Origin of the sequence: Pseudomonas sp. BNK-44-b, assembly GCF_047456245.1 — a bacterium.
Taxonomy (GTDB): Bacteria; Pseudomonadota; Gammaproteobacteria; order Pseudomonadales; family Pseudomonadaceae; genus Aquipseudomonas; species Aquipseudomonas machongensis.
On the sequence record NZ_CP179908.1, the window covers coordinates 3,868,739 to 3,887,325 of the forward strand.

Annotated in this window: 24 protein-coding genes and 1 pseudogene; 6 read left to right on the plus strand and 19 right to left on the minus strand. The window is 63.1% G+C overall.

All coding sequences use genetic code 11. The features are described 5' to 3' along the window. Window positions 1-22: 22 nt before the first annotated feature. The 3 genes from ACMGGG_RS17770 to tsaA are packed head-to-tail and all read left to right on the plus strand — an operon-like array spanning window position 23 to window position 1,947. Window positions 23-733, plus strand: coding sequence for an rRNA pseudouridine synthase (locus ACMGGG_RS17770; protein WP_112899002.1), 711 nt, complete (start codon window positions 23-25; stop codon window positions 731-733). Between the two features lie 49 nt (window positions 734-782). Next, window positions 783-1,244 (plus strand): DUF1456 family protein, encoded by a 462-nt coding sequence (locus ACMGGG_RS17775; protein WP_054891018.1) that lies wholly within the window; start codon window positions 783-785, stop codon window positions 1,242-1,244. Between the two features lie 7 nt (window positions 1,245-1,251). After that, window positions 1,252-1,947 (plus strand): tRNA (N6-threonylcarbamoyladenosine(37)-N6)-methyltransferase TrmO, encoded by a 696-nt coding sequence (gene tsaA, locus ACMGGG_RS17780; RefSeq protein WP_414154148.1) that lies wholly within the window; start codon window positions 1,252-1,254, stop codon window positions 1,945-1,947. A 66-nt stretch (window positions 1,948-2,013) separates the two neighbouring features. On the opposite strand, the gene fpr is transcribed toward tsaA, so the two are convergent. Then, entirely contained in the window at window positions 2,014-2,793 is a 780-nt protein-coding gene (gene fpr / locus ACMGGG_RS17785; protein WP_054891020.1) for a ferredoxin-NADP reductase, read from the minus strand. A gap of 121 nt (window positions 2,794-2,914) precedes the next feature. On the opposite strand from fpr, the gene finR reads away from it, so the two are divergent. Next, entirely contained in the window at window positions 2,915-3,841 is a 927-nt protein-coding gene (finR, locus tag ACMGGG_RS17790; protein WP_054891021.1) for a LysR family transcriptional regulator FinR, read from the plus strand. Window positions 3,842-3,844: 3 nt separating this feature from the next. Here finR and ACMGGG_RS17795 read toward each other — a convergent pair whose 3' ends face one another. From ACMGGG_RS17795 to ACMGGG_RS17805, 3 genes are all read right to left on the minus strand, one after another. After that, a complete protein-coding gene (locus ACMGGG_RS17795) occupies window positions 3,845-4,210 on the minus strand; it encodes a diacylglycerol kinase (protein WP_054891022.1) in 366 nt (121 codons plus the stop codon). Between the two features lie 72 nt (window positions 4,211-4,282). Then, window positions 4,283-4,933 (minus strand): response regulator transcription factor ErdR, encoded by a 651-nt coding sequence (gene erdR / locus ACMGGG_RS17800; RefSeq protein ID WP_054891023.1) that lies wholly within the window; start codon window positions 4,931-4,933, stop codon window positions 4,283-4,285. A 256-nt stretch (window positions 4,934-5,189) separates the two neighbouring features. Then, complete coding sequence (locus ACMGGG_RS17805) at window positions 5,190-5,900, minus strand: tRNA-uridine aminocarboxypropyltransferase (RefSeq protein WP_065862255.1); 711 nt, start codon at window positions 5,898-5,900, stop codon at window positions 5,190-5,192. Window positions 5,901-6,122: 222 nt separating this feature from the next. Here ACMGGG_RS17805 and ACMGGG_RS17810 point away from each other — a divergent pair, with 222 nt between their 5' ends. Beyond that, window positions 6,123-6,545: a quorum-sensing-regulated virulence factor family protein gene (locus ACMGGG_RS17810; RefSeq protein WP_063545888.1), complete on the plus strand. Its 423-nt coding sequence runs from the start codon at window positions 6,123-6,125 to the stop codon at window positions 6,543-6,545. A gap of 1 nt (window position 6,546) precedes the next feature. On the opposite strand, the gene ACMGGG_RS17815 is transcribed toward ACMGGG_RS17810, so the two are convergent. Beyond that, complete coding sequence (locus ACMGGG_RS17815) at window positions 6,547-6,750, minus strand: hypothetical protein (protein WP_112899004.1); 204 nt, start codon at window positions 6,748-6,750, stop codon at window positions 6,547-6,549. A 356-nt stretch (window positions 6,751-7,106) separates the two neighbouring features. On the opposite strand from ACMGGG_RS17815, the gene ACMGGG_RS17820 reads away from it, so the two are divergent. Continuing rightward, a complete protein-coding gene (locus ACMGGG_RS17820) occupies window positions 7,107-8,225 on the plus strand; it encodes an LOG family protein (RefSeq protein ID WP_054891027.1) in 1,119 nt (372 codons plus the stop codon). Window positions 8,226-8,285: 60 nt separating this feature from the next. Here ACMGGG_RS17820 and recX read toward each other — a convergent pair whose 3' ends face one another. The 14 genes and pseudogenes from recX to ACMGGG_RS17890 all read right to left on the minus strand — a co-directional run bounded on the left by recX (window position 8,286) and on the right by ACMGGG_RS17890 (window position 18,461). Continuing rightward, the gene (gene recX / locus ACMGGG_RS17825) at window positions 8,286-8,756 is read right to left on the minus strand and encodes a recombination regulator RecX (protein ID WP_414154149.1); all 471 of its coding nucleotides are present in this window, start codon (window positions 8,754-8,756) and stop codon (window positions 8,286-8,288) included. A gap of 19 nt (window positions 8,757-8,775) precedes the next feature. Then, window positions 8,776-9,843 carry a recombinase RecA gene (recA, locus tag ACMGGG_RS17830; RefSeq protein ID WP_063545891.1) on the minus strand — a complete coding sequence of 356 codons (1,068 nt, stop codon included), beginning with the start codon at window positions 9,841-9,843 and terminating at the stop codon, window positions 8,776-8,778. A gap of 104 nt (window positions 9,844-9,947) precedes the next feature. Then, complete coding sequence (locus ACMGGG_RS17835; RefSeq protein ID WP_414154150.1) at window positions 9,948-10,430, minus strand: CinA family protein; 483 nt, start codon at window positions 10,428-10,430, stop codon at window positions 9,948-9,950. Window positions 10,431-10,489: 59 nt separating this feature from the next. After that, window positions 10,490-10,990, minus strand: a complete 501-nt coding sequence (locus ACMGGG_RS17840; RefSeq protein WP_414154151.1) for a lysis system i-spanin subunit Rz — start codon at window positions 10,988-10,990, stop codon at window positions 10,490-10,492. Next, window positions 10,984-11,532, minus strand: a complete 549-nt coding sequence (locus tag ACMGGG_RS17845) for a glycoside hydrolase family 19 protein (RefSeq protein WP_063545893.1) — start codon at window positions 11,530-11,532, stop codon at window positions 10,984-10,986. Before ACMGGG_RS17845 ends, ACMGGG_RS17840 begins: the two co-directional genes overlap by 7 nt. A gap of 70 nt (window positions 11,533-11,602) precedes the next feature. Continuing rightward, entirely contained in the window at window positions 11,603-11,959 is a 357-nt protein-coding gene (locus tag ACMGGG_RS17850) for a hypothetical protein (protein ID WP_063545894.1), read from the minus strand. A 52-nt stretch (window positions 11,960-12,011) separates the two neighbouring features. Beyond that, window positions 12,012-12,155: pseudogene (locus ACMGGG_RS17855) on the minus strand (zinc finger domain-containing protein); the annotation flags it as partial. Window positions 12,156-12,185: 30 nt separating this feature from the next. Further along, window positions 12,186-13,220, minus strand: coding sequence for a phage late control D family protein (locus ACMGGG_RS17860; protein ID WP_125931566.1), 1,035 nt, complete (start codon window positions 13,218-13,220; stop codon window positions 12,186-12,188). Window positions 13,221-13,260: 40 nt separating this feature from the next. Then, a complete protein-coding gene (locus ACMGGG_RS17865; RefSeq protein WP_414154152.1) occupies window positions 13,261-13,467 on the minus strand; it encodes a tail protein X in 207 nt (68 codons plus the stop codon). Next, entirely contained in the window at window positions 13,442-14,287 is an 846-nt protein-coding gene (locus ACMGGG_RS17870; protein ID WP_197890589.1) for a phage tail protein, read from the minus strand. Before ACMGGG_RS17870 ends, ACMGGG_RS17865 begins: the two co-directional genes overlap by 26 nt. A 15-nt stretch (window positions 14,288-14,302) precedes the next feature. Next, a complete protein-coding gene (locus ACMGGG_RS17875) occupies window positions 14,303-16,333 on the minus strand; it encodes a hypothetical protein (RefSeq protein WP_414154153.1) in 2,031 nt (676 codons plus the stop codon). A 124-nt stretch (window positions 16,334-16,457) separates the two neighbouring features. Further along, the gene (locus ACMGGG_RS17880) at window positions 16,458-16,760 is read right to left on the minus strand and encodes a phage tail assembly protein (protein ID WP_063545900.1); all 303 of its coding nucleotides are present in this window, start codon (window positions 16,758-16,760) and stop codon (window positions 16,458-16,460) included. A gap of 11 nt (window positions 16,761-16,771) precedes the next feature. Next, entirely contained in the window at window positions 16,772-17,281 is a 510-nt protein-coding gene (locus ACMGGG_RS17885; RefSeq protein ID WP_414154154.1) for a phage major tail tube protein, read from the minus strand. A 13-nt stretch (window positions 17,282-17,294) separates the two neighbouring features. Continuing rightward, entirely contained in the window at window positions 17,295-18,461 is a 1,167-nt protein-coding gene (locus tag ACMGGG_RS17890) for a phage tail sheath family protein (protein WP_125931562.1), read from the minus strand. Window positions 18,462-18,587: the final 126 nt, after the last annotated feature.

Below are 18,587 nucleotides of genomic sequence, written 5' to 3' on the forward strand. Positions count from 1 at the left end.
CCTGCCCTGCGAATGTCTGCTCATGTCCGAACCCGTCCGCCTGTCCAAACGCCTCATCGAACAGCTCGGCTGCTCCCGCCGCGAGGCCGAACTGTACATCGAGGGCGGCTGGGTCACGGTCGATGGAGTCGTGGTCGAGCAACCGCAGTTCAAGGTTGAAACTCAGCGTGTCGAACTGCTCCCGGGTGCCCGTGCCGAAACACTGGAGCCGGTTACCCTGCTGCTCAACCAGCCCAAGGGCCAGGACAGTGAAGCTGCCCGCGCCAGCATGAACCTGGCAAGCCTCAGCGAAGCCCACCGCGAAGGCGTGCGCCCCCTGCACGGGCACTTCGCCAGATTGACTTGCCTCGCCCCGCTCGAACGCGGCGCCAGCGGCCTGCAGGTATTCACCCAGGACTGGCGGGTGACCCGCAAGATCGACGCCGACCTGCGTCGCCTGGAGCAGGAATACATCATCGAGGTACGCGGTGAAACCACACCGCAGGCGCTCGAGCGCCTGGCCCGTGGTGCCACGCGCAATGACCGGGAACTGCCGCGGGCCAAGGCCAGCTGGCAGAACGAAACCCACCTGCGCCTGGTGTTGAAAAACCCGCAGCCTGGGCAGATTTCCGAACTGTGCGCCTACCTTCGCCTGGAAATGCTCGGTATGCGTCGCATTCGCCTGGGTGGTGTGTCGATGGGCAAGCTGCCCCTGGGCCAGTGGCGCTACCTGGCCGCCAGCGAACGTTTCTAAGCGATACCGCCGCGCCGCCAGGTGCGGCCCTGAAAAGGATTCGAGTCACATGAACCACAACGATGTCCTGCGCAGCCTGCGCTACATGCTCAAGGTGAACGACGCCAAGATGGCCGAAATCATCGCCCTGTCCGGCCTTGAAGTGAACCCGGTGGTGCTTGCCGGCTACATCAAGAAGGAAGACGAAGCCGGCTACGTGCGCTGCCCGGAACGCGTCATGGCCCATTTTCTCGATGGCCTGGTGATCCACCGCCGTGGCAAGGACGACAGCCGTGCGCCCCAGCCCGTCGAGCTGCCGGTGACCAACAACACCGTGCTTAAGAAACTGCGGGTGGCGTTCGAGCTGAAGGAAGATGACCTGCACGCGATTCTCAAGTCGGTCAATTTCGCGGTGTCCAAGCCCGAACTCAGCGCGCTGTTTCGCAAGGTCGGGCATGACAACTACCGGCCCTGCCAGGACCAGTTGCTGCGCAACTTCCTCAAGGGCCTGACCCTTCGCGTACGTGGCTGAGCCGATCATGCAGCACAGCGTCACACCGGTGGGCATCGTCCGTTCCTGCTTCAAGGAGAAGTTCGCCATCCCCCGCCAGCCGCGCCTGGCGCCTGCCGCACGTGGCGTGCTGGAGCTGCTGCCGCCGTTCGACCAGGGTGACGCGGTACAGGGCCTGGAGCAGGTCAGCCACGTGTGGCTGCTGTTCCTGTTCCATCAAGCACTGGAAGAAAAGCCCCGGCTGAAGGTGCGCCCACCGCGCCTGGGCGGCAACAAGAGCATGGGCGTGTTCGCCACGCGCGCCACCCATCGCCCCAATGGTATTGGCCAGTCGGTGGTGCGCCTCGAGGGCGTGGAGCCGGGGCGTCTGCTCTTGTCCGGCATCGACCTGCTGGACGGTACGCCAGTGCTGGATATCAAACCCTACGTGCCCTACGCCGACAGCATCGACAATGCCGTCAACCAGATAGCCAGCGATGCGCCACTGCCGATCAACGTGCAGTGGAGCGATAGTGCCCTGCACCAGGCCCACGAGCATGCTCTGCGCCTGGCAGAACCACTGGTGGAGCTCATCGAGCAGTGCCTGGCCCAGGACCCGCGCCCGGCCTACCAGGTGCCGCCTGCGGAACGCGTCTACGGGGTAAAGTTCTGGGATGTGCAGGTGCGCTGGCATTATCCCCAGCCGGAAGTGATCCGGGTGCTGGAGGTTGCACGCGAAGCCTGAACTCACATTCTCCAGGCATAAAAAAACGCAGACCCTGGTCTGCGTTTTTTTATGCCGCAATTCGCCTTACTTCTCGACGAATGCACGCTCGATCAGGTAATCACCTGGCTCGCGCATACGCGCCGAGATCTTCAGGCCGAAGCTGTCGAGCACTTCGCTGGTCTCGTCGAGCATGCTCGGGCTGCCGCAGATCATCGCACGGTCGTCCTGCGGGTTGATCGGAGGCAGGCCGATGTCGCTGAACAGCTTGCCGCTGCGCATCAGGTCGGTCAGACGGCCCTGGTTCTCGAACGGCTCGCGGGTCACGGTCGGGTAGTAGATCAGCTTCTCACGCACCGCTTCACCGAAGAATTCATTCTGTGGCAAGTGCTCGGTGATGAACTCGCGGTAGGCGACTTCGTTCACGTAGCGCACGCCATGCACCAGGATGACCTTTTCGAAACGCTCGTAGGTTTCCGGGTCCTGGATCACGCTCATGAACGGTGCCAGGCCGGTGCCGGTGCTCAGCAGGTACAGGTGCTTGCCCGGGTTCAGGTCGTCCAGCACCAGGGTGCCGGTCGGTTTCTTGCTGATGATGATCTCGTCGCCTTCCTTCAGGTGTTGCAGCTGGGAGGTCAGCGGACCGTCCGGCACCTTGATGCTGAAGAACTCCAGATGCTCTTCCCAGTTCGGCGAAGCGATCGAATAGGCACGCATGAGCGGACGGCCGCTTTCCTGCTGCAGGCCGATCATCACGAACTGACCGTTCTCGAAGCGCAGGCCCGGGTCGCGGGTGCACTTGAAGCTGAACAGAGTGTCGTTCCAGTGATGCACACTGAGGACACGTTCGTGGTTCATGTTGCTCATCTAGTGGGGCTCCTGAAGAAAAACGCGGCGCGCGCAAGACGCGCAGTTGCGCGATAGTTTAGGGGCAGCGAGAATATCTGTTAACTGAATTATCAAGATATGACTTATCGGTTATATAGATATGCGATTCACTCTCCGCCAGCTTCAAGTCTTCGTCGCCGTCGCCCAGCATCAAAGCGTATCGCGAGCGGCCAATGTACTGGCCCTGTCGCAGTCGGCGGCCAGTACCTCCATCACCGAACTGGAGCGCCAGTCCAGCTGCCAGCTGTTCGATCGCGCCGGCAAGCGCCTGAGCCTCAACGCCCTGGGCCATCAGTTGCTGCCCCAAGCAGTAGCCCTGCTCGACCAGGCCAAGGAAATCGAAGACCTGCTCAACGGCAAGTCCGGCTTCGGCTCGCTCGCCGTCGGCGCCACCCTGACCATCGGCAACTACCTGGCAACGCTGCTGATCGGCAGCTTCATGCAGGTGCACCCGGAAAGCCAGGTCAAGCTGCACGTGCAGAATACAGCGCACATTGTGCAACAGGTGGCGCACTACGAAATTGACCTGGGTCTTATCGAGGGTGACTGCAACCACCCTGACCTGGAGGTGCAACCCTGGGTCGAGGACGAACTGGTGGTGTTCTGCGCCCCGCAACATCCGCTGGCCAAGGTCGGCCGCGCCAATATCGAGGCCTTGTCCCAGGAGGCGTGGATCTTGCGCGAACAAGGCTCAGGCACCCGCCTGACCTTTGACCAGGCCATGCGCCACCACCGCGCCAACCTGAACATCCGCCTGGAGCTCGAACATACGGAAGCGATCAAGCGCGCCGTGGAGTCGGGTCTGGGGATCGGCTGCATTTCACGCCTCGCGCTGCGCGACGCTTTCAGGCGCGGCAGCCTGGTGGCAGTGGAAACCCCGGAGCTGGATCTGCTGCGCCAGTTCTACTTCATCTGGCACAAGCAGAAGTACCAGACCTCAGCCATGCGTGAGTTTCTCGAGCTGTGCCGCAGCTTCACTGCGGGGGTGCAGCGCAGCGACGAGATCGTGCTGCCGACCATCGCCTGAGCGTCAGCCGAGCAGGATTACGCCCCAGACCAGCGCCACCATGCTCATTGCCACCAACTGCGCAGCACTGCCCATGTCCTTGGCGTTCTTCGACAAGGGGTGACGGTCCAGCGAAATGCGGTCGATGGCAGCCTCGACCGCCGAGTTGAGCAGCTCGACGATCAGCCCCAGCAGACACACCGCGATCAGGATCGCACGCTCGCCGCGACTGACCGGCAACCAGAAGGCAGTCGGGATCAGCAGCACATTGAGCAGCACCAGTTGGCGGAAGGCAGCCTCGCCCTTGAAGGCGGCGCGCAGGCCGTCCAGCGAATAGCCGGCGGCATTGAAGATGCGTTTCAGGCCGGTCTGGCCCTTGAATGGCGACATGTGAGTCAATTCACCTGAAAAAGACCTGCAGGCTAGTCCAGCCTGGGTCAAAAAAGCGTGAAGCCGGAGGGCTCAGTTGGCTGAAACCGATTCAAGTTGTTGCAGCAGCAAGGCGGCCTGGGTCCGGGTACGCACGCCCAGCTTGCGGAAGATCGCGGTGACGTGGGCCTTGATAGTCGCCTCCGAAACGCTCAGCTCGTAGGCGATCTGCTTGTTCAACAAACCTTCGCAGACCATGGTCAGCACCCGGAACTGCTGCGGCGTCAGGCTTGCGAGCCCTTCGCTGGCGGCTTTGGCCTCGGCCGACACATCAACCTTTTCGAACGCCTGCGGCGGCCACCACACTTCGCCGTCGAGCACCTTGCGCACGGCGTCCTGGATGGTTTCCAGCGGGCTGGACTTCGGAATGAAACCGCTGGCTCCGAACTCACGGGACTTGACCACCACGGCCGCCTCTTCCTGCGCCGACACCATCACCACCGGAATCTGCGGGTATTGCCCACGGAGCAGGACCAGCCCGGAGAAGCCATAGGCACCTGGCATGTTCAAGTCGAGCAGGACCAGGTCCCAGTCGGATTTCTCGGTCAGGCGGGTTTCCAGTTCGGCGATGCTTGCCACCTCCACCAGACGTACGTCCTGCCCGAGGCCGAGGGTCACGGCCTGGCGCAAGGCGCTACGGAACAGCGGATGGTCATCGGCAATCAGGATTTCATATGTAGCCATCGATCCAGGGGTCCTGTTCTGTGCCAGGCGCTGTGGGGTATGGGGCCTGTGCCTGGCGGGCAACTCAAGGCGCGGGCGGCGGCGCCGCCAGCGGCAAGGACACGATGCAGACCAGGGGTAGCGGCTGCGTCGTGGCCGAATCGGCGCCAAGGATGCCGAGCACCGTCCGGGTGGTCAAGCCAATTGCCCGGCGGCCTCGCCCACCCTGGCGACCTGCTCGACAGTATGAACCAATCCGGCTAGCTTGCCCCTTGGACTATAGGAAGGTATGCAAGCGTTGATGCGGCTCATCCTGGTCGTCCAGTGCCAGGTGTCGCTTGCCGCTCAAGTAGTGCAGGCTGAACACGTCAAGGTAGGCATCCAGCGCCTGGGAGGCACGGTTGTCGCCGGCCAGGTCCAGACACATGGCCGCCACTTCCGCGGTGCAGAAATGATCGTCACGCTTGGAGCGGCGCAGGCGGTAGCGCGACATCTGCTCGGCCTCCAGGCTCAGCACCGGGAAGCGGTCCAGGTACGGGCTCTTGCGAAACATCTTGCGCGCTTCGGTCCAGGTGGCGTCGAGCAGGATGAACAGCGGCCGCTTGCCAGGCTCGCACACCACTTCGTTGACCACCCGCTCCTGTGCGACGAACTCACCAGGGAAGACGATATAGGGCTGCCACTGGGGTTGTTCGAGCAGCGCCAGCAAGCGCGCATCGACATCCGTGCGCTGCCAGCCGAAGGCCCAGGTGTCTTCGATCAGGTCGGCGATCAGCCAGCCGGTGTTGGTCGGCTTCAATGGCTCGGTGTCGTGCATCACCAGACACATGCCGGCCTGGGCGTCGACCCGAGGCTTCCAGGCGCACAAGCAATGGCTGGCGATAACCCGGCAGTCCGGGCAGCGATCGGCTCGCGAACCGCGGGCGACGAAGGGTTTGTTGCTGCGCGCCAGACGCTCCGCGCGCAGACGCGCTACCGCATGGCTCATGGCTGCAAGCCTGGCGACGGGAATAGGATGGACACTGCGACAACTCGGCGGGAAACAAAGGTGCCAGTCTACCAGAGCGGGCGCAGGTTTGCCGTGCAGGGCACTGCCAGGCTCCCTTATAATCGAGCCTTTGGCGGCGGCTGCGCCTGGAGCGCGACCAGTTCATGGAACGCCGCCTGCCGGCGCGGGTCAAAGCGCCAGTCACCGAACCAGGAGAGATTCATGCTGCGTCTTATCGTCCCGACCCTGAGCCTGATGCTCGCCCTGCCGCTTGCCGCCAGCGCAGCGTCCAAGCAGGACTACGAGCTGAACCAGATGCTGCAGAAGGTTGCCAAGGAGAGCAGCGTCGGCACGCCACGCGCCGTCAACGAAGACATCCTCGATCAGGGCTACACCGTCGAGAAGGGCAAGGCGTTGGTCAACCACCTGAGCGTGCGGGAAGAACATGCCCAGCGCATGCTGGAAAACCCGGCGCTGGTGCGCAGCCAGCTGGGCGACAGCGTCTGCCGCAACACCGGCTACCGCCAACTGATGACCAAGGGCGCGGTGATGGTCTACCGCTTCACCGTCTACAAGACCAACCAGCCGGTCATGGACCAGGCGTTCGACGCTGCCAGCTGCACCGCTGGCAACAAGAAGAAGTGATTCAGGCGACCTGATCGTCGCTAGCGCGCCGCTGCTCCTCATCGGCGCGCAGATCCGCCAGCAGGGCCTGAAGGTAACGTGATTGCCTGTCGGCGCCTTGCAACCTGCGCAGGCACTCGCCCTCCAGGCTCAAGTGGTGGTCTTGGGCCGCACGCCTGAGCAGTTCATACAACTGCAGGTCCACCTCGATGACCAACCGATGCATGCTTCTTCCTCCCTGCATCGCCCTCTGCCCTCAGTTAAACAAAGCTCGGCAAGGATTGGATCCGATCAGACGAACGGTTGACCTTCAGCGAACCGGCACGATCGCGCGCCAGCGTCTAGATTGAAAGCAAACGACAGGCATTTTCGGCAAGCACAGGAGATTGCCGACGCCACGACGTTGCCGGATCCGCAACGAAAACAGACAAGATGGATACAAGCCACTGCATCACGGCCTTGAAGGCCTACTGCAATGCTCGGGATGCACACTCGAGCCACAGCAGCCAGCGACACACGCAGTGTCGTGGCCGGTACTCACCATCGACCGGTCAGAGGTTTTGCTGCAGAAGGAGACGTTGAATGCCTTACCTACCGAATGAACTGCTGTCCAAGCACTTCAGCGACCAGGGAATCGACCTGGGCAGGATTGACGAACAACTGCAACTGGTGGCACCGAACAGCCCCAACCTGCCCCTCTACCGCGACATGATGTTGACCGTACTGCGCATGGCCAGCGACGACGCCAACCGCTGGAACGCCAAGATCACCTTGCAGGCCCTGCGCGAACTGGATCACGCCTTCCGTACTCTCGAACGCTACAAGGGCCGACGCAAAGTCACGGTGTTCGGCTCGGCGCGCACACCCCAGGAACACCCGATGTATGCCCTGGCCCGGGAACTGGGCGCCACACTGGCACGCTCCGAGCTGATGGTCATCACCGGTGCCGGCGGCGGCATCATGGCCGCTGCCCACGAAGGCGCCGGTGCCGAGAACAGCCTGGGTTTCAATATCACCTTGCCTTTCGAGCAACATGCCAATGCCACGGTAGACGGCACCGACAAGCTGCTGCCCTTCCACTTCTTCTTTATCCGCAAGCTGTTCTTCGTCAAGGAAGCCGACGGACTGGTCCTTTGCCCGGGTGGCTTCGGCACGCTCGATGAAGCGCTGGAAGTGCTGACCCTGATCCAGACCGGCAAAAGCCCACTGGTACCGGTGGTACTGCTGGACTCGCCTGGCGGCAGCTTCTGGCAGGATGCCCTGAACTTCATCAGCCGTCAGTTGGAAGAGAACCGCTATATCCTGCCCAGCGACCTGAAGCTGGTACGCCTGGTACACAGCGCCGACGAGGCCGTTGAAGAGATCAAGCAGTTCTATAGCAACTACCACTCGAGCCGCTGGCTGAAGAACCAGTTCGTGATCCGCATGCTGCACCCCTTGAGCGAGGCTGCGCTATGCGATATTCAGGAGGGTTTTGCCGACCTGCGCCTGAGCGGCAAGTATCATCAACAGCCCGACAGTAGCGCAGAACATGAAGTCGGCGACTTCAATCACCTGACCCGCCTGACCTTCGCCTTCAACGGCCGCGATCAGGGGCGCCTGCGTGAATTGGTGGACTTCATCAACCTGCCGGAAAATTGGGCAAAACCTCAGCCCATGCACACGACCCAGCATGCGCGAGAAGCACTGAAAGTCAGTTGAACGAAAAACGGCCAGTACGGCTGACCAGGCAGATATCTGCCTGGTCAGCCGTACTGGCCGTCAATCATCGAGGTCGCGCCCGCTGAGCAGCCGACCGATCATGTCCATGGAAAAACCACGGTAGGCGAGAAAGCGCGTTTGCTGCGCGCGACTGCGGGGATCCTGAGGACGTTGCCCGCCGAACTTGCGCTGCCAGACGTCCCGTAGGCGGGCCGACCAGTCCACACCGCTCTCGCGCAGTGCCTGATCGATATCGCCACGGTTCAGCCCTCGCTGACTCAGGTCCTCACGAATACGTGCGGGGCCATAGCCGGAGTTGGAGCGATAGGAAATGAAGCTTTCCAGGTAGCGCGCCTCGCTGAGCAGCCCTTCCTCGGCAAGCCGATCGAGCGCAGGCTCGATCAGCTCATCGGTGGCACCGCGCTGACGCAACTTGCGCGTTAGCTCGACACGACCGTGCTCGCGGCGTGCAAGCAGGTCCATGGCTGTCCGCCGAACGGCGACGGGAGTGTCGAGTACGACGGACGACATGCGCGATCAACCAGCGATATCAATAACCGGCTTCAGCATCAGCCATATCGTCGGCATCAGCTTCAGCGGCGGCGGCCTTGCCAGCAGCGGCGACAGCGCCGGAGGTCAGCAGCTTCTCACGAATCTGCTTCTCGATTTCCGAACCGATGGCCGGGTTCTCTTGCAAATACTTGGCAGCGTTGGCCTTGCCTTGGCCGATCTTGTTGCCCTGATAGCTGTACCAGGCGCCGGACTTCTCGACCAGACCTTGGGCGACGCCCAAGTCGATGATCTCGCCGTTACGGTAGATACCCTTGCCGTAGAGAATCTGGAACTCGGCCTGACGGAAAGGTGGCGAAACCTTGTTCTTGACGATCTTGACGCGGGTTTCACTGCCCACCACTTCGTCACCTTCCTTCACAGCGCCAGTACGACGGATGTCCAAACGGACCGAGGCGTAGAACTTCAGGGCGTTACCGCCGGTGGTGGTTTCCGGGCTACCAAACATCACGCCAATTTTCATACGGATCTGGTTGATGAAGATGACCAGGCAGTTGGCGTTCTTGATGTTACCGGTGATCTTGCGCAGTGCCTGAGACATCAGACGGGCCTGCAGGCCGACGTGCATGTCGCCCATTTCGCCTTCGATTTCAGCCTTGGGTACCAGGGCCGCCACGGAGTCGACGATGATCACGTCGACAGCGTTGGAACGCACCAGCATATCGGTGATTTCCAGGGCCTGTTCGCCAGTGTCTGGCTGCGAGACCAGCAGGTCATCGACGTTGACGCCGAGCTTGCCAGCGTACTCAGGGTCGAGGGCATGCTCGGCGTCGACGAAGGCGCAGGTGGCGCCGTTCTTCTGGGCCTCGGCGATGACCGACAGGGTCAGCGTGGTCTTGCCCGAGGATTCCGGGCCGTAGATCTCGACGATACGGCCCTTTGGCAGACCGCCGATGCCGAGGGCGATGTCCAGGCCCAGCGAGCCGGTGGAGATGGCCGGGATGGCCTGGCGTTCGTGATCGCCCATGCGCATGACTGCGCCCTTGCCGAATTGGCGTTCGATCTGACCCAGGGCCGCAGCCAAGGCGCGCTTCTTGTTGTCGTCCATTGAAATCCTCACGTGTTCGACTTGGCCCTGATGGCCGGAATACCTGTATAAGTAGCCAGTATTATTCCACAGGGATTCGTTTCCGCAAACCCCCGTCGAGCGATTTACTCGGCACCAAGCTGTAACAAGCCGTCTAACGCAGCGATCACCGTCTGTCGGCGCACCGCCTCGCGATCGCCCTCGAAGTGGCGACGCTCGCTGATCACGCGGGCTCGATCGCCCCAGGCCAGCCACACGGTGCCTACCGGTTTGGCCGGCGAGCCGCCATCCGGCCCGGCGACACCGCTGACCGCTACGGCAAAACGCGCGCCGCTGGCGGCCTGGGCACCACGGACCATGGCCTCGACCACTTCCTGGCTGACGGCGCCAACCTGGGTGAACAGTGCCTCGGGGACGCCAAGCTGGCGGGTCTTCTGGGCGTTGGAATAGGTGACGTAACCCGCCTCGAACCAGGCCGAACTGCCGGGAATACGGGTGATCGCTTCGGCGATGCCACCACCGGTGCAGGACTCGGCGGTGGTCACCTGCGCATTGAAGCGGCGCAGGTGTTCGCCCAGGCGGGTAGAAAGTACGGTGATCGGGTCCATGGCAGGCTCCTTGCGTGACTGCGCACTACCCTACCACCCTCATCCCCCCAGGCAAGGATTCACGGCGCCAGCGCGCGGATGTAGGCCTGACAGGCGCGCAGGGCGATCAGCCCCCGGTCGCCGTCGTCGGTGATGGCGATAATTCGTCGAGCATGCGCCGGGTCAAGTCGGGCACGTACGGCGCCATGATCCACGCCGCTGGCGCCGGTGGCGGCAGACATTGTGGAACAGGTGGCGTCGCGCTCGACCAGGACCGACAGGCGCAGATCGGCAGTAGCAAGGCGATCACGCAGCCGAGCCTGATTGTGTTGCGCATCGGTAAGCTCCTGGAAATGAATCGACTCGCTGTCGTGCAGGCGTCGCTCGAGCGCCTGGCGCTGCTCGCGCTCACTACGCAGCTGTTCGTTGAGCACCTCGGCCTGTGCCACCCGCTGGCGCGCCTGCAACTCGTCCGACTCAGCGAGCAGACGCTCGTAGCGCCAGGCCTGAACCTGCCAGGCCAACGCGGCGGACAACAGTACCGAGGCAACGTACGCAGCAAACTGCAGGCGGCTCAGCACAATACCTCCCGAGCCCTGGCCCAGAGCTTGAGGCGCTCATCCAGGCCATTGAGCCCACCATTGATATGTCGGGTGATGCGGTTGAACTCACCACGATCGGCCAGGGCATTGAGCCCGCGCGACTGCCAGAACCAGGCCGCCGACTCGCAGGCCCAGCGCGGCTGCTCGAGTAGCTGGGGTTGCGCCAGCAACCGCTCATCACCGAACAGCGCACGGCTGCAAGCCTGGTAGTTGTTGCGCCCGGTGACCTGGATCAGGCCGCGACCGCAATACAGCTGGCCATCACCGTCGGCCTCGGGCGTGTTGCCCAGGCGCAGGGCCAGTGGGCCGGTGTCGTAGCGTGAAAGATAGCGATCGCTGCCCAGTTCCTTCACATAGCGTAACTGGCCGGACTCATGACCGACCTGGGCGAGGAAGGCGGCGATACGCTTGGGGTGATCAATCTCCCAGCGGGCCATGGCTTCGTTGAGAGGCGTGAGAAACGCGCTGGCACGCTGGCCAGCCAAAGGGTAGATCTGAATGAGTTGCCGCTCGGTGAGCATGCAGCACCTCCTTGGCGCAAGAAAAAAAGCCCAGGCAATGCCTGGGCTCGGGAACATCGACGCGTTGCTATCAGATGCCCAGCGACGCCATCTCCAACGGCGAGCGATAGGTCGCTGCGGCCTGGGCGATGCAGGCACGGGCCTGCAGGTTGGCGTCCTTGAGATTCTGGATCTCATCGGCGATCCGCTTGGCGCCCTTGACCAGCCACATCCGCGAGTACACCGCGGCCGCGACGCCACCCACGACGATGACCAATGCCGAGAAGAAATCGGCCAATCGTTGCGAACAGATGCTGATCTGCTCGACCGTGATGCGCACCACTTCCACCACCTCCTCGTTGTAGTCGAGGTTAGCGGCCACGCTAGCCCCCCAGATGCTGGTGACCAGTGCCTTGCAGTCCTGAATTTCCTGTGCGGTAAGCGACATGATTACATTCTCCATTGCTATCAGTTTGATCGGCGGACGATTCCGCCAGGTGATCGCTCGCAGGCGATGGCTCGAAGCGCGTGGCTTTCACATGATTCAGCGTGCGGCACCGGCCGCACTTGATCTGGAGCTCGGAAGCGGGGGTGATGCGGGCCAGCAGCTTCCTGCACTGGCCGCAGCGAAACTCGACGAACATGGGCGCGTCCTCTGCTGAATGGGTAGACCGTCACGCCTTGAGTGAAGCGACCTTGCCCGGTGCGCTGCCCTTGTTCCCGGCCTTGCCCGCCTTGCCACCGTTGCACTGCACGGTGGTGCGCCAGCCAGAGCCGGTGAACACCTGCTCGACCGAGTCGATCAGGTACTGGCCGTCGAGCCCGTCGACAAAACCACTGACCTCTATGCTGCGCTCGACGAACAGGTCGGTGCGCCCAGGCATGTCCAGGCGCACGCTGGCAGTCTCGCGATTGAAGCTGGCCAGGCGTGCGCGGGCAGCCTGTTCGGCGGCGGCGCGATTGGGGTACAGGTGGCGGTCGGTATGAACAGGACGCTGGCTGCCCGAGCTTTCGGCGTTGCTCAGTTCGACCACCTTGAGCTCGCCGCTGGCACTGTCCTGGTGACGGGTGCGCACGGCCTTGCGAGTGGCCTTGTCGTCCAGGCGAAATTGCCACTGGCTGACGTCGCTGCGCCGCAGCGTCACCAGCCCCAGCGTCTTGCCGCTGGCGCTCTGCCCGCCCTGGCGCGGCAGCACCAGCAGTTGGCCGTTGGCGAGCTTGGCGGTGCAGTCGTACTGGCGGGCCAGACGGGTGATGAAGTTGAAGTCCGACTCGCTGTACTGGTCGATACGCGGCACGTTCAGGGCGACCGGGCAGATCGCCTGCCAACCGTTGCGCGCACCGATCTCGGCGATGATGCGTTGCAGCGGAACATTCTCCCAACTGCCGCTGCGGATGGTTCTGCCACTGCCGCACAGGTCGCTGGCCTTGCCGCGGATCACCAGGGTGTCCGGCGGCCCGGACAGCTCGACCTCATCGACGGTGAAGCGCCCCAGCAGCGTCAGCGGCTGCCCGGCGTAGCCCAGGTGCACCTCCAGCACCGCGCCGCGAGGCGGCAGGGCCAGGGCACCGTCGCGGGCATCGATGCGCAGCTCGAACGTATCCGACTCCATGCCGGGTTTGTCGGTGGTGCGCAGCAGTAGCAGGCGGTCGTTGATCAGGGCGGTGATGTCCTTGCCATCGGCCTTGATGCTGAAGACGGGTTGCATGACTCATGCCTCCGTTGTCGGTGTGGATATGGGCCTGCGCTCAGTCCCAGAGCCGCACGCTGCTGACCGTGGCAGTGGGCAGGTCCGGTAGCAGGATCATCACGCCGGCGCGCAGGGGCTGGTCTTCGTCGGCCAGCCCCTGATTGGCCTCCAGCACGGCTTCGACCGTGCGGTTGAGGTGGCCGTAATAGTGTTGACAGAGGGTGTCGAGCAGATCGCCGTCAGACGTTTTGCAGGTCTTCGCCATAGCGGGTGAACTCCAGTGAAAAACCCTGTTTGCGTGGAATGCCCCCGGCCAGCAGGTTGCTCTGGTCTTCGTCGATGCTGGTCAGGCACCAGTTGCCGAGTACCTCGCCGTACCCTGTGGTCAGGCTCAGGGGCAGCAGCTGGCGACCGATGCTGCGCAGGGTCTGCAGCTGGCCCAGACCGCCCTTGAAGGAGGGAAAGATCGCACCACGGATGCTGATCGTCTCCTCGCCCTGGCCGACGGCCTGCTGCGCGCTGTCGCGGCTCAGGCGTTCCTGGGCGGCCCAGCGAAAGCGGGTCTGGCGACGCAACTGGTCGAACGCGGCGGTATCGAGGTTGAAGTAGTAGGGTGTGGCATTGGCCTTCAGCGGTTGCAGCACCAGCAGGTGCGGGAATGGCTTGATCGCTTCGGCGGTCGGCGTTGTCAGCGGTGCGAAGCCGAAGGTGACGAGCACCCCGCTTGCCACCGCGCGGGCATCGCCCACCACCTTGCGGATCGCCGCGCCAGCCTTGCCCAGGTGTTCGGAGAACGCATCGACACGCTCCTGCACCTTGCGCACCTCGTCGACGCTCTTGTCGTAGCGGGCAATCACTTTGTTGACACGCCCTTGTGCCGAGTCGATGGCACGCAGGGTACGTTGCAGGCGCTTGCCGATGGCCGGACCGATCCAAGGCAATGCCTCGAGTTCAGCCGCGGCTTCCTTGACGTGGTCCACGGCCTGGCTCATCGGGTCGAGCATGGCGCCGGCACGCCGACGCCCCTCCTCGCCCGCCTTGACCAGTGCATGCAGTGCGGCCTGCAACTGCTCCAGGTAGGTCATGAATGTCCCTCCGGTTCAAAATTGTCGTAGAGGGTCTGCCAGACGCGCTTCATCAGCTCTTTGCCGTTCTTCCAGTACCCGGCGCACAGCCAGTTCCAGGTCGGTGGCGAGTTGGTCGTGTGCAACAGCAGCGCCTTGCAGCGTGATGGGGATGTTGGTGGTGAAGTTGAAGGGTTGGCCAGCCCCGCTGGTAATGACCGGTTGGGCCGGGGCTTGCGGCGGAGCATCTGGCAGGACGCTGGCTTGCGGCGGCACCGACAACTGCGCGGCTGGTACCTGCACCTCTACTGCGGGCTTGTCCATTAGAGCTGAACGTCCAGACGCTGAGGCCTGCACCGTTACCTTCGACGCCCCCAGTACAGCAGCCGGCCTTGACGGCTTCTGAGGCGATCGAGGGAGCTCGGCCTTTACGGCAGCGGGCGCAACGCTGGCGCCATGACTTTCGAATCTGGGAGAAGGCACGATACCGGGGACCAACGAAAGACCAGGAATCGCCGGAGGCCATGCACGAGGCTCAGCGATGGCGCCTGCAACCCGTTGCTTGGCCACCACACTTGCTGCCCTCCCTTCATTCACAGGAGGCCTCAACAGATCTCTGACGAGAGCCTTGTCCATGCCGGCAATGTCAGCAGTCGAACCCGGCTTCGGCATAGTCAACATCGAAGGCCGCCGTTGCGATGAACCGCTTGCGGCGGTTGCAAACTGCGCCATAAGTCCCGGCAGTCGAAGAGGAGACGGCGGTCCCGACGTCCTGGCGCGCTCCGGGTTCTGCTCCTGTGCAGTACCGCTTACCTTGGCCGACAACCCGCGCCGTACCGGCTGTGCTGTGGAGGCAGGCTCCGGGTACTGGGTGGCCAAATATTTGCCTAACGCCGACCCAACCTGATCGCCCACAAAGTTGCCAACCGACATCCCTATCGTGGTACCGATCGGACCCAGCAACGATCCGGCGGCACCCAGGGCGCCGCCAAGGATCAGGCCCCCTGCCGCGCCGCCATAACCGCTCCACCTTTCTTCACGGGTTTGCGCCGTGCCATAGGTATAGGCCGCCTTTGCACCAGCCTCGATGAACATCGAAGCAAGGGGTATTTTCAATGCCTTGAGGTTCTCTGCGACGCCCTTGGCGGTCCCAGCAACAGCACCTGGATTGGTGTAACGCCGCTTGAGTACTTCCCAGCTGGCATAACCCCCGCCCACCACCGCAGCAGTCGTAAGCGCATCCTTGACTGAGCCAGACAGCGTCGAATAAGGATCCGCGTCAGGTTTCGACTGAGTCGATACCGGCGTTGATGGCGGTTTGTCCTTGGCTGTATCCGATGCAGGGTTCGTGACCCGCTCGCCAGCCCAGGCGCCCAGCTTGTCGCCGGCCATACCGAAGGCAACGCCGCCCACCTCCGAGACCATCGTGCCCCAGCGCGGCACCGCCGCCCCCAAGGCCTTGCCGCCTAATGTGCCGACTGCCGACCCAACCGCACTGAGATAGCCCACTGCCTGCTCCTTCGCCGTGGTGGCGGTGGAAGCGGTGTGGAAGAGCTTCAACCCCAAATCCAACTTGGTTGCAGAGGCAGCCTCCTTGGCCGCAGCCCCTGCTCGAGTACGGGCAGTGGCTCGGCTCGGCGTGGGATCAGCAGAGGCTGACGAAACTGCTTCGCCCTCCCCCGACACCGCCCCTTGTCGGGCTTCAGGTGCATCAGCGTTGATCCGGGGAGTTGAATCTGCGCGCGGCCGAGGCTGGGGGTACGCATATACGATCTGAGCGGGCAACTCGAACGGGGGTGAGTTGGATGCGCGCCATCCCTGTTCAGCCAAGGGTAACGGCGGGTGCTCCAGTGCCGGACTGAGTCCTTGCCAGTTCGACAGCTGTGGCACGACCGATGGATACGGGCCTGGTCGCCAGATATCCAGCGGTGATGAAAACGATTGCAGCGCCTTGCCGTAAGGCGCCCAATGATCGGTAAACCTGGCGCGATAGTCATCGAGCGCGCCAGGGAAAGCCGAGCCAGATGCGACGGCTTCCCCCAGGGCAATCCCTGATTTGTTCGCCATCCGTTAATCCTCTCAATCCGAAAGCCACCAGACCATGTCGCTGAACGACATGGTCATGATTTCGCTCGCGGAAAAGTTCAGCTCCTTGGCCAGCCGCCTTGCGGCGGCCTTCTGCCGGGTCGGGTCAAACCTCGTCGTCCTGCACCAGGCGAAAATACCCGGCCTGCAGGCGGCCGTAGTCCTTCAGGGTGAGGCCTTCGAGGTCCTTGATGCCAACTTCGGCCAGCGAGGCGAACAAGTTCAGCTCGCGCTGCTCGTCGTCGCTGGCGCCGCCGGCCTGGGCGTTGCGCATGTCACGCACCGTCGGGGCCCGCAACGTCAGGCTGTCGACCTGAATGCCATTGGCCTCGCTCGGACGCGACAAACGCACCGTGACGCGGTCGGCTGCAAGGTTCAGCCACTGGGGCTGGCGGTTTTCCTGAGCCATGAACACCTCCTTTACAGGCCCAGCGCAGTACGCTGCGCCGCCAGTTGGTCGACACCGTCGATCACCCGCTTCATGCCCAGGGCATCGATCTCGTAGACCAGGCGACCATCAACCTCCAGCTTGTAGTAGCTGAGTGCGACGCTGTGCTTGATCTCGGCCTTGTCGCCGGATTTCCAGTCGCCCATGTCGATTTCCTTGAGCGAGCCGCGCAGGGTGACGATGACCGGATTGATCTGGCCCTTGAGGCCCTTGAAGGCGCCGCGGAACGTGCCGTTGAAGGCCGTGCCATCGGCCAGGCCGAAGAACTTCAGCGACTCGCGGCGCACGCCGGTGGTGGTGAAGGCCGCTTCCTGCTTCTCCATGCCCAGGTCCATCTCGACGGGCATGTCCATGCCACCGGGACGGTGTCCTTCCATTTTCAGGGTCAGTTTGGGCAGGGTCAGGCTGGGTACATCGCCCTGGAAGCTCACACCGTCGACGAACAGGTTCAGGTTGGCCAGGGTTTCGGGAATCATTGCCATGTAGATGCGCTCCTTAAGCGGCGGAATCGAGGACTTCGGTCAGCCACTGGTTGGTGACTTCGACGCGGAAATTGGGGTTTTCGGCAGGCGGTACGTCGGTGAAGCGGATGTTCCAGTACACCTTGCCCTGCTCCAGTTGGCTGGCGGTGTTCAACTCCGGATCGGCGAAGACCTCGAAGTTGATGATCGCGCCCTGGTTCTTCAGGTCGCGCATGAAGGCCTGCAAGCCCTCGGTGACGTCCTTGACGTAGGTGGCGGTGATGGAGCGGTCGACGGCCCACTTGTGGCCGTAGAGGATCGCGTCCATGACGATGTCCATGGTCCGCACGCGGGTGACGAAGGCCCACTTCGGATCGCTGGACAGGGTGCGGTTGCCCCACAGTCGGAAGCCGTCATCGCGGATGATGGTGGCGATGTTGGCGTTGTTCAGCAGGTTGGCGCGGCAGCTGTCGTCGCCATCGAGGAACTCCACCGGGCGGCTGGTGCCGGTGATGCCGACGAACTCCTTGTTCGACGGCGAGGCCCAGAAACCGTACTCGCGGTCGGTGAAGGCGAACAGGCCGGCGACCCAGGCCGAACCTGGCGCATCGACGGTGGCCTCGGCGATGGTGTCGAAGTAGCGCACGCCCGGATCGACCAGGAAGGCACGCTTGGCGCCGAAGTTCTTGGCGTAGGCGAGCGCGGCTTCATCGGTGGTGCCAGGGCCGTCGATGATGGCGATGCCGCGCAGCTTGTCGGCCAGTGCCACCAGCGCGGTACCTACCGCCTGGGTGGCGCTGTGCTTGGGCGCGACCAGCAGGCGCGGCTGGGCGTTGAAACGGCTCTTGCCGTCGAGCAGCGCCTGCAGGCCGGTGCGCTTGCCGTCGGCGAGCACGTTGCCGATGATCGCTGCGGTCTGCTCGGCCGCCTCTTCGAGCTTGGCCACGCCGCAAGCGACGATGACCGCCTTGGCGCGGCTGTAGATGGCGCGGCAGGCCTTGGTGATCGCCGCATCGGCGCCGAAGGCGGCCACGGCTTCACGCTCGCTGGTGATGAGGACGAGGTCGTTGGCCTTGGCCGTGACACCGGCACCTTCGGTGAAGGTGTCGACCAGGCCGATGATCGAGGACGACGGCAGTGCGATGTTGCGGGCGCCGGTGTCTACGTTGGTTACGGTGACGCCGTGGAAGAATCCACTCATTTAAATTTCCTCCGGGATTACGATGAAAAAACCCCGCAAGAGCGGGGCTATAGTTTTAACGTTCTTTGGTGAAGCGGTATGAAAGCGGCGATCGCAGCAATCAATTAATGCATCCAGCAAAATCCG